At 71.9% G+C, this 9,461-nt stretch carries 13 protein-coding genes; 6 read left to right on the top strand and 7 right to left on the bottom strand.

Features of this window, described 5'->3' with window-relative positions:
* Positions 1 to 120: 120 nt before the first annotated feature.
* Positions 121 to 759, top strand: coding sequence for a cation:proton antiporter domain-containing protein (locus tag ACZ4VL_RS39530; protein WP_468210534.1), 639 nt, complete (start codon positions 121 to 123; stop codon positions 757 to 759).
* Positions 760 to 881: 122 nt separating this feature from the next.
* Here the strand turns inward: ACZ4VL_RS39530 and ACZ4VL_RS39525 are convergent, their stop codons facing one another.
* Both ACZ4VL_RS39525 and ACZ4VL_RS39520 read right to left on the bottom strand, forming a co-directional pair.
* Positions 882 to 1,355, bottom strand: coding sequence for a HEAT repeat domain-containing protein (locus ACZ4VL_RS39525; RefSeq protein WP_468210531.1), 474 nt, complete (start codon positions 1,353 to 1,355; stop codon positions 882 to 884).
* Positions 1,356 to 1,778: 423 nt separating this feature from the next.
* Entirely contained in the window at positions 1,779 to 2,333 is a 555-nt protein-coding gene (locus ACZ4VL_RS39520; protein WP_468210528.1) for a GNAT family N-acetyltransferase, read from the bottom strand.
* A gap of 7 nt (positions 2,334 to 2,340) precedes the next feature.
* Here ACZ4VL_RS39520 and ACZ4VL_RS39515 point away from each other — a divergent pair, with 7 nt between their 5' ends.
* Entirely contained in the window at positions 2,341 to 2,625 is a 285-nt protein-coding gene (locus tag ACZ4VL_RS39515) for a hypothetical protein (protein ID WP_468210525.1), read from the top strand.
* Positions 2,626 to 3,103: 478 nt separating this feature from the next.
* Here the strand turns inward: ACZ4VL_RS39515 and ACZ4VL_RS39510 are convergent, their stop codons facing one another.
* The gene (locus ACZ4VL_RS39510) at positions 3,104 to 3,652 is read right to left on the bottom strand and encodes a GNAT family N-acetyltransferase (RefSeq protein ID WP_468210522.1); all 549 of its coding nucleotides are present in this window, start codon (positions 3,650 to 3,652) and stop codon (positions 3,104 to 3,106) included.
* A gap of 375 nt (positions 3,653 to 4,027) precedes the next feature.
* A complete protein-coding gene (locus tag ACZ4VL_RS39505; protein WP_468210519.1) occupies positions 4,028 to 4,579 on the bottom strand; it encodes a flavoprotein in 552 nt (183 codons plus the stop codon).
* 58 nt (positions 4,580 to 4,637) lie between these two features.
* Between ACZ4VL_RS39505 and ACZ4VL_RS39500 the strand changes: the two genes are divergently transcribed.
* From ACZ4VL_RS39500 to ACZ4VL_RS39490, 3 genes are all read left to right on the top strand, one after another.
* Complete coding sequence (locus tag ACZ4VL_RS39500) at positions 4,638 to 5,039, top strand: SgcJ/EcaC family oxidoreductase (protein ID WP_468210516.1); 402 nt, start codon at positions 4,638 to 4,640, stop codon at positions 5,037 to 5,039.
* Between the two features lie 68 nt (positions 5,040 to 5,107).
* Positions 5,108 to 5,950, top strand: coding sequence for an NAD(P)H-binding protein (locus ACZ4VL_RS39495; RefSeq protein WP_468210513.1), 843 nt, complete (start codon positions 5,108 to 5,110; stop codon positions 5,948 to 5,950).
* A 115-nt stretch (positions 5,951 to 6,065) separates the two neighbouring features.
* Positions 6,066 to 7,013, top strand: a complete 948-nt coding sequence (locus ACZ4VL_RS39490) for an AraC family transcriptional regulator (protein ID WP_468210510.1) — start codon at positions 6,066 to 6,068, stop codon at positions 7,011 to 7,013.
* Here ACZ4VL_RS39490 and ACZ4VL_RS39485 read toward each other — a convergent pair.
* Positions 7,010 to 7,480: a GNAT family N-acetyltransferase gene (locus ACZ4VL_RS39485; RefSeq protein WP_468210507.1), complete on the bottom strand. Its 471-nt coding sequence runs from the start codon at positions 7,478 to 7,480 to the stop codon at positions 7,010 to 7,012. The genes ACZ4VL_RS39490 and ACZ4VL_RS39485 overlap by 4 nt on opposite strands.
* Positions 7,481 to 7,754: 274 nt before the next feature.
* Here ACZ4VL_RS39485 and ACZ4VL_RS39480 point away from each other — a divergent pair, with 274 nt between their 5' ends.
* Positions 7,755 to 8,222 (top strand): anthrone oxygenase family protein, encoded by a 468-nt coding sequence (locus ACZ4VL_RS39480; RefSeq protein ID WP_468210504.1) that lies wholly within the window; start codon positions 7,755 to 7,757, stop codon positions 8,220 to 8,222.
* Between the two features lie 82 nt (positions 8,223 to 8,304).
* Here ACZ4VL_RS39480 and ACZ4VL_RS39475 read toward each other — a convergent pair whose 3' ends face one another.
* The gene (locus ACZ4VL_RS39475) at positions 8,305 to 8,796 is read right to left on the bottom strand and encodes an anthrone oxygenase family protein (protein WP_468210501.1); all 492 of its coding nucleotides are present in this window, start codon (positions 8,794 to 8,796) and stop codon (positions 8,305 to 8,307) included.
* Positions 8,797 to 8,867: 71 nt separating this feature from the next.
* The gene (locus tag ACZ4VL_RS39470; RefSeq protein ID WP_468210498.1) at positions 8,868 to 9,251 is read right to left on the bottom strand and encodes a hypothetical protein; all 384 of its coding nucleotides are present in this window, start codon (positions 9,249 to 9,251) and stop codon (positions 8,868 to 8,870) included.
* Positions 9,252 to 9,461 lie beyond the last annotated feature (210 nt).

Genomic DNA, 9,461 nt, shown 5'->3' with positions numbered 1-9,461 from the left:
GGGGGGGGTGGGGGGGGGGGGGGGGGGGGGGGGGGGGGCGGGGGGGGGGGGGGGGGGGCGGGGGGGGGAGGGGGGGGGGGGGGGGCGGCCCCCCCCCCCGCCCCGGGGAGTGGTTGGGGGATCGCCGGTACGGCGGTGCTCACCGGGGTGTTCCTCGCGGCGATGTGGTGGGGGGTACGGCCGCTCCTCGCCCGGGCCGTGGAGCGGTGGGGCGGCTCCTGCCCGGAACCGGGGGCGGTGGTGGGGGTGTGCAGCGGGCTGTGCCTGGCGGCGTACACCACACAGGTGGTGGGGGTGCACGCGCTGTTCGGGGCGTTCGTCTTCGGGGCCGTGCTGCCGAGGGTGGGGGTGGTGGAGGCGGCCGCGGAGCGGATGCGGGAGTTCGCGGTGCCGGTGCTGCTGCCGCTGTTCTTCGTCGGGAGCGGGCTCAGAACGGACGTGGGGCTGCTGGTGGGCGGCGCGTGGTGGTGGGCCCTGGCGGTGCTGGGGGTGGCGGTCGCCGGTAAGTGGGGTGCGGGTGCCGGGGCGGCGCGGTTGGCGGGGATGCCGGGGCGGGATGCGGTGATGCTGGGCGCGCTGATGAACTGCCGGGGAGTGACGGAGCTGGTGGTGCTGAACGTGGGGCTCGGGCTCGGGGTGATCGGGGGAGAGCTGTTCACGATGCTGGTGCTGATGGCTTTGGTGACTACGGGGGTTACGGGGCCGGTGGTGCAGTGGCTGCGGGGGAGGGGTGGCGGCGAGCGCGGGGGCGAGCGTTAACGCCGTTAATGGTCTGTGCCCGGGTGGGGACGGCCGTGCTCCGTGAGCCGGGGCTAGGAGCGGGTAGAGGGGCCCGGTCCGGGCAATGCAGTTGTCTCACGGTCGAGCCTCTGAGCCCGGAGCTACAAAGCCGTCTCTCGCTGGGCGGACTCCCGGCTCCAGTGCAGTTCGTTCACAGCGTCTGCCGCCTCCCTGCGCACTTCGGGGTGGGGGTGCTGGAGGAACCGCTCAACAACCGGCAGCGCCGCCTGATCGTGAGTCGAGCCGAGGATGCCCAGGACGTAGTCCAGGAGCAGGGGTTCAAAGGCATCCGCACCGACGGCGAGGGGCTCCACCACCCGGTAGGGAAGCTCGTAGTGCGTGGAGGCAGTGCAGACTGCGTTCAGCGCCGACTCCCGCACCGGGTAGCCCTCATCGGAAAGCGCGACCGTGACCAGGCGCTCGACGGCCCGCTCAGCGTCCTGCGGTGTCAGGCGGCCCGTCTCCAGGACGTCGCTGACGACATCGAGGCAGAGGTCCCGGCGGCCCGCATCGGAGCCGTTCAGCTCCTCCCAAGCCGATTCGATCAATACCGTCAGGCCCTGATATCCGTCCACGGCCCGACTATAGGAGACGGCCGCCGCCTGGTCTCAGGGATAAATGACGGGGTCAGAGCGGTGACACGGCCTGTGTTCCCCCGCAGTACGAGCCGTCCTGCCGGCTGGGCGCGGGCGGTGTACTGCGGGCTGTTTCCCTACCCGCCCCTTCTCGCCCCTGGAGCGGCGCCCCGGACCCGCCGTACGGGCCGCCTCGGGCGCGGGGGTCGGCGGGCAGCGTTAACGGCGTTAATGGTGCGCGGGTGTGGGCGCGGGGTGTGCCGTGGGCGTTAACGCCGTTAATGGTCTGTGTCTGTGTCTGTGCCGAAACCGGGCGGGGCGTGCGCCACGAGGCATTGAGCGAGCGGAGCGTTAACGGCGTTAACGGTGCAGCCCGGTCTACGGGGTGTTCGTGGAGGCCGCGGCTTCACCACGCCTCTCACCTCAGTAATGGGTCGGCGTAGGACGGTTCAGCCGCCAGACCACGTTGATCCCGCTGTCCGAGGGTGCTGCGGGCAGCGTTGCCTGCTCACGCCGCACTTCGGTGAAACCCAGCCGTCGCGGTACGGCTCCGCTGGAGACGTTGGCCAGGTCGTGCGAGATCTCCAGGTACTCCACGTCAGGCTGGGCAAACGCCTCCGCCACCATGGCCGCCGTCGCTCTCGTGGCGATGCCCTGGCCGGTGGCGGCAGGGTGCAGCCAGTACCCGAGGCGCCGGCTCTGGAGGTCGGCCCCGCAGGCGTTCTGGCACATGCCGATGGGCGTGCCGTCCTTGGTGATGGCGTAGTTGTACGCGTCACCGCTGTCCCAGTTCGAGTCGGACTTCGCGAGGAAGGCTCGGGTGTCCTCCGCGCTGTGACGGGCGGCCCAGGACATCCAGGGCCGCAGGTGCTCCAACGACTCGCCGAGCAACCTGAACGCCAGCTCGAAGTCGCTCTGTCCCCTCCAGCGTCGCAGGACGAAGTCTCCGCACTCGATGATCTGCCTGGGCCGCATCATGATGTTCATGATCGTCCCGCAGAACGCGCACTGCAACGGGATGCAGAGGTTGCGTCCCGGCGACGCCGACGACGGCGGCTTCCTGGGATGGGGCCGCAGCGTTAACGGCGTTAATGGTGCAGACGCCGATCTGGAGCACGGTCTCTCGAGCCCATCCGCAAAGCGGCGTTGGTTCGGGAGATGGGTCGCTGAGCGACCGGAGGCGGAGCTGGCCGAACCGTTCAGCTTCGTTGTCGGCACGGACGGCGTGCTTCGGGTGGGGCCGCGACGAAGTGCAGAACGTCGTGCGTGAGGGCGAGCTCATCTGCGTTTTCTGCGGCAGCGATCTGCCCGAGGCGTGGAATGCGGATCCCGCTGCATGAAGGCCGTGGGCCACAGCCGTGGATGGGCGGTGCTCGGAGGTCGTGAGTGGCACCGGGCGGGTGGGGCCGGTAGGCGTTAACGGCGTTAATGGTTGGGGCGGCGGGCCGCTGGCCGGACCCTGCGGGGCTGTCTTCCAGACCCGGGCCGCAACGGTCCGACAAGCTCGCTCTGTGGCTCACCCCGCAAGCCCGAGACCGTTAACGCCGTTAATGCCCTCCACCTCCAGGGCCACCAACACCTGGCAGTCCGAACGGTGTCCGCGCGGTGCGAGACCCGTGAGAGCACCCGCACCGTTAACGCCGTTAATGCTGCGGATGAACCCACGCGCCGATGGCGGCGCCACCGTTGACGGGCTGCCGCGCTCAGGGAACCGGAGGTGCAGCCCCGCTCGTTGGCCGAGTACGTGCTCAGCCAGACCACGGGACCGAGGACCACACGCCGAACCACTGCTCGGCGCCGAACTCCTGGAACCGTTCCGTCTCGGTGAACCCCAGTTTCTCCGCGACACGTACCGAGCGGTCGTTGGCCACCTGGGTGCAGAGCACCACCGGCTCACCGGGAAACGCGTCGGCGAACCAGCCGAGTGCCGCCGAGCATGCCTCAAGAGCGTACCCGCGTCCCCACGCCGCCGGCAGGAGCATGTAGCTGAGCTCGGCCTCCCCGGCATCAGGACGGACGTGCCCCGGACGCTCCGCGTCCCGCCGGTCAAGCGTGACGATGCCGATCATCGCCCCGTCGTGATCGACCACGAACACGCCGGGGCGCCGCCCGGGTACTTCGGGTACTGCACTTTCAAGCTCAGCACGTGGTCGGGGGCCACCGAGGTACGCCCGCACCTCTGACGAGGCGAACAGGTCAACGTACGCCGCACGGTCCCGGGCCTCGGGCTCGCGGAGCACGAGCCGCTCGGTCCGCAACGGGGCGGGCGGCCAGACAACGGGTCCGAGCTCAGCCATGACAGGCAACCTTCCGTCTCGTGGTGTGAGCGTCGGGGTGGAGCGTTAACGGCGTTAACGGCGTTAATGGGTGGGGGAGTCCTCTGCCGGCGGTGGCTTCCGCCTCGGCGAGGGGCGGCGGGACCGAGCGGCGGGCCCAGCTGCTCTGGGTCCGCCCTCGCACTTCATGCGGAGTGTTGGGCAGCAGCTCGTCAGGAAGGCTTTGCTGGCGGGGAGTCGCGGTCCGGGGCGGGTGGGGTGAGCGGTGGTGCCGGGCATGGTTGTCCGGGGCGGGGCCGGTTCGCCAGTGGGTTGACGTGCTGCTCCTCGACCGGCCTGGTCTGGCCTGGCTCGCCAGGCCGGCCGGCCCCTGCCCCGGGCCTTGCGTTAACGGCGTTAATGGTCTCGGGCGGGTGTGGCATCCACCGTGTCCAGTGCCACCTGCCACGGGAAGTGGGGCGGTGCGTCGATGCCGGCCGGGCCGGGGACGAAGCCGTCCTCGCCGTAGAGGACCGTGACGCCGGCCCCGCGCAGCGTGGCCAGGGACTGATCGAACTGCGGGTGGGCGGCCAGGGCGGCGTTCGTGCAGGGCATCGTGACGACCGGGGTGCCCTTGCCGACGGCCTCCGCGGCGACGCCCAGGGCGAACTTGTCGGTCAGACCCAGCGCCCAGGAGTTCAGCGAGTTGAACGTCGCCGGGGCGAAGAGCAGGGCGTCCGCGGCCGGCCAGACGTCGGGGTCGCCGGGAAGTTTGTACTGCCAGCGCACCGGGTGGCCGGTCAAGGCCGCCAACCCGTCGAGGCTTTGGGAGATCCAGTGCGCGGCCATGGGGGTGAGGCCGAGGCAGACGTCCCAGCCGCGGGACTGCGCGTCCTCGATCACGTGGGCCACGTCGAAGACGGGTGGGGCGGCGGAGCAGAGCAGGTAGAGGCTCTTGGTGCGGGTCATACCGACATGTGATCACATTCCTTGACCTCAACCACACTTGAGGCGTCACGATCACGTCATGAGCGAGCAGATGAAGGCCCTGGAGGCCATTGCAGAGGTCGTGAACGAGGTCGAGCGCACCCAGCGGGCGAAGGACGCCGAAGGGTTCCTCGCCCTGTTCCACCCCGACGCCCTGTGGACCACGGGGCACGGCAAGGTGCTGATCGGGTTCGACGCGATCGCCGAGTTCACCCGGGCCGTGCTGCCGTCGGCCGAGTGGGACGGCGACGTCACGTACGAGGTGGCGCACGCGCAGTTCCTGCGGCCGGACGTGGCCGCCGTGAAGGTGCACCAGGTCTATCGCAGCGGTGCGGGGGACGTGGTGAGCGAAGGTGTCCCGCTGTTCGTGATGACGCAGGAGCGCGAGGGCGGTCCGTGGCTGCTGACGGCCTGCCAGAACACCCAGGTATGGAAGGGGTAGACGCTCGCGCATGCGAGTGAGGGTCTCGGCCATGGCCCGTCTCGGGGGCGGCGGGCTTGACTGGGGGCATGGCTGAGACACGGAAGAACGTGCAGGGTGCGAGTGGTGACGTGCTCGTGATCGGAGGGCGCGGCAAGACCGGGAAGCGGGTGGTCGAGCGGCTGACCGCGCAGGGCCGGGCCGTACGGGTCGGGTCGCGCAGCGGGCAACCGGCCTTCGACTGGACCGAGCCCGAGGGATGGGCCGCGGCGCTCGACGGGGTCGACCGGGTGTACGTGACGTACTACCCCGACCTCGGGTTCCCCGGCGCGGACGAGCGGATCGCCTCGTTCGCGGAGACGGCCGTCGCCGCCGGGGTGCGGCGGCTGGTGCTGCTGTCCGGCCGGGGCGAGGAGGGCGCGCAGCGGGCCGAGGAGCGGCTGAAGGATTCCGGGGCGGACTGGACCGTCGTACGGGCCGGCTGGTTCGCCCAGAACTTCGACGAGGGGATCTTCGTCGAGGACGTGCGTGCCGGCACGATCGCCCTGCCGACCGGGGACGCCGTCGAGCCGTTCGTCGATGCCGACGACATCGCCGACGTCGTCGTCGCCGCGCTGTCCGACGACCGGCACATCGGCCGGACGTACGAGCTGACCGGGCCGCGACTGATGGGCTTCGCCGAGGTCGCCGTCGAGCTGTCGAAGGCGACCGGGCGGGAGATCGCGTACGTGCCCGTCTCCGACGAGGCGTACCGGGCGGTGCTGCGGGAGCTGGAGGACGTGCCGGAGGAGTTCGCGGAGCTGTTCGAGATGCTCCGGGACGGGCGCAACGCGCAGATCGCGCACGGGGTGCGGGAGGTGCTCGGCCGGGAGCCGCGGGACTTCTCCGCGTACGCGCGGGACGCGGCGGCGACCGGTGTGTGGGACGTGTGAGCGCTGCGACCACCGCTCCGACCGCCGCCACCGCTCCCACCGCCGCGACCGTTCACACCGCTGCGACCGTTCACACGGTTGCGACCACCGTGACCGTGTGGGGCAGGATGGGGTCGTGGACATGATGACGGGGCTCCTCGAAGGGCCTAAGGCCCGCGGGGCGCTCCTCCTCAAGTCGGTCTTCAACCCGCCGTGGGCGGTGCGGATCGAGGACCGGGCCCCGCTCACGGTGCTCACCCTCGTCCGCGGGTCGGGCTGGCTGCTCCCCGACGGGGGTACGCCGGTGCCGATCGGTCCCGGGGACGTGGCCCTCGTACGGGGGCCACGGCCGTACACGATCGCGGACACGCCCGGGACACCGGTGCACGTCACGATCGACGAAGAACAGCGGTGCAGCGGCCCCGACGGCAAGGACCTCGGCAGCGCCCTGGACCTCGACCTGCGCACCTGGGGCACGCCGGTCCCCGACGAGCGGGCCGCGGTCATGCTGAGCGGCACCTACCTGGAGCCGAGCGAGGTCGGGCGGCGGCTGCTGAACGCGCTACCGGCGGTCCTGGTCCGGCCGGCGGCCGCGGCCGACACCACCCTGATCGGTCTGCTGGCCTCCGAGATCAGCCGCGACGAGCCGGGCCAGGAGCTCGTCCTGGACCGGCTGCTGGACCTGCTGCTGATCGGGGTGCTGCGCACCTGGCTCGCCGACCCCGCGTCCGGCTCTCCGGGCTGGTACCGGGCGCACAGCGACCCGGTGGTGGGCCGGGCGGTGCGGCTGCTGCACGAGAACCCGGCACACGGCTGGACGGTGGCGGAGCTCGCCCAGAAGACCGGGGTGTCGCGGGCGGCGCTGGCGCGGCGGTTCACCGAGCTCGTGGGGGAGCCGCCGATGGCCTACCTGACGGGGTGGCGGCTGGCCGTGGCGGCGGACCTGCTGCGCGAGCCGGACGCCACGGTCGCGTCGGTGGCGCGGCGGGTGGGGTACGGGTCGGCATTCGCCCTGTCGGCGGCGTTCAAGCGGGTGCGGGGGGTCAGCCCGCAGGAGTTCCGGGCCGGGGCCCTCGCGGTCTAGAGGTCCAGGACGCCGACGGTCTGGCCGCCGCTGGTCTCGCCGGTCAGGGCGAAGCCGAGGCCCCGGTAGAACGGCTCGGGGGTGCCCGGGCCGGGCTCCCAGGTGACGAACGCCCGGGACGCCCCGCGGCGGCGCAGCTCCTCCGTGACGGCCTCGACGGCGAAGCGGCCGTAGCCCTTGGCCTGATGGGCGGCATCGACGTTCAGGCGCCAGATGCCGGAGCGGACGTCGGAGGAATCGCGCTCGGGGTCCCAGGCTATGTCGACGAATGCCATGACGAACCCCACGACCGTGTCACCGTCGACGACGGCGCGGGGCCACGCGACCTCGCCGTGGACGTAGGCCTCGGCGAGGGATTTGACCACGGGGGAGACGAGGTGCTCCTGGTCGGAGCGGACCCGGACCGCGCAGACGGCGTCGAAGTTGGCGGCGGTGACGGGTTCCAGGCGCAGGGTGGAGGCGTTCATGATCGCAGCCTAGCGAGTCGGGCGGCCGGTTCCGCAGGCGTTTCCCACCGGCCGCGCGGTGGTAGGGGAGGGCGCGCCGGCCGCCGTCGTGAGCAGCGGGGAGCGGTGGGGAGTGGTGGTGCGGCGGTGGGCGAAGGGGTCGGTTCGGTGTCCGGTGTTCAGGAAGGGGTGTGTCATGCGGGTGCAGGCGGATCAGCGTCAGGGGCGGCCTCCGGGTCGGGATCGGAACGGCGGCCGGGTCTCCGGTGTCCTGCTCGGGGTGTCGGCGGTGTGCATGGGGCTGATGGCGGGGCTGTTCCTCGCGTTCGACGTGTCGGTGATGCCGGGGCTCGCGCGGGGCGACGACCGGACCTACGTCGCGGCGATGCAGAACTTCAACGCGGCCATCGACGGGAACCCCGTCTTCGGGACGGTGTTCGTCGTCGCGCTGCTCGGGACGGTCGCCTCGGCGGCCGTCGAGTACCGCAGGGGGAGACGCGGTGTCGCGGTGTGGGCGGGGGCGGCGGCCCTCGCGTACGCCGTCGTCCTGGTGGTCACGTTCGCGGTGAACATCCCGCTGAACAACGAGCTCGCCGCGGTGGGTGATCCGGCGGCCCTCGCCGGATCCTCCGTCGTGGAGCGGTTCAAGGGGACGTGGGTGACGGCGAACATCGTCCGGACGCTGCTGTGCACGCTCGCGCTGGGCTGCCTGGTGCAGGCGTTGGTGCGGTACGGGAGGGCCACCGCGATCCCGGTGCGCTGAACCGTCGAGCGGGCCGCCGGGGCCGGGGCGGCCGCACCCGAAACCGTTCGGCCGCCCCGGCCGCTTCGTTGTGCGTCCCGTCTCAGACCAGGGACACGGCCCAGGCGAGGCAGCCGAGGGCCACGGTGCACAGCAGGGTGCGCCAGCGGTTCGCGGCGACCCACCGCGACTCGAACGCGCGGCGGACGGCCGCCTGGTCGGGGATCCGGTCGACCGGGCCCGCCTGCTCCAGGGCGTTGTTGAGCGGGATGTTGACGCGTCCGGTGACGCCGAGCGCCAGGACGTACGCGACGAGGGCGGCCCCCATCGCCACGGTCGCCCCGGACCACCCGCCGCCGTCGGCGAGGTGCAGGGCCAGGGCCACGGCGGTGAACAGCAGGGCGCCGAGGAACACGGCCAGGAACAGGCCGTTGATGATGGCCGTGTTGATGCGCTGCATGACCTGGATCAGGGTCCGGTCGTCGGAGCGCTTCAGGGCGGGCATCACCGACACGTCGAAGGCGAAGAACAAACCCGCCATCAGGCCCGTCGTGACGGTCGCGGCGATCAGTGAGGCGAGTCTTGCGGATTCCACGTTCGCTTCCCCCTGGTGGTGGTCGAATCGTCGGCGGCCGGTGACGGCCGGCGGCAGCCGATCGTTTCACCTCACCCGCGGCCTCCGGTCGCGTTTTCCGCGCACCGTGCGCGTTCCGTGAGATGGCGCCGCTCGGGCGTGCTGCTCGTCCGGCGAGCGGCTGCGCGGAAGGCGTCCGCGGCGGCCCGCTGCTCGCCCAGCAGCTCCAACAGGTGGCCGCGGGTCGCGAGCAGCCGGTGGTGGCCGGCCATGCGCTGGTCCCGCTCCAGCCGCGCCAGCAGGCCGAGCCCGGCCGCCGGGCCGTGGACGGCGCCGACGGCGACCGCCCGGTTGAGGGTGACCATCGGGTTCGGGCCGAAACGTTCCAGCAGCTCGTACAGGGCCAGGATCTGGGGCCAGTCGGTCGCGTCGGCGTCCCCGGCCTCGGCGTGCACGGCGGCGATGGCGGCTTGCACCTGGTACGGGCCCGGCTCGCCGTGCGGCAGCGTACGAGCGACGAGGTCCAGGCCCTCCGCCGTCAGGGCGCGGTCCCAGCGGCCGCGGTCCTGGGGGGGGGGGGGGGGGAGGGGGGGGGGGGGGGGAGGGGGGAGCAGAAGGAATGTGGGCCGGGGCAAAGGGGAGAGAAGACAGAAGGAGGTCCATGGTTCGTTGGGTAGCAGAGGGTG

Source organism: Streptomyces sp. NPDC029014, assembly GCF_055564695.1.
This window is presented reverse-complemented; position numbering and strand designations above follow the sequence as displayed.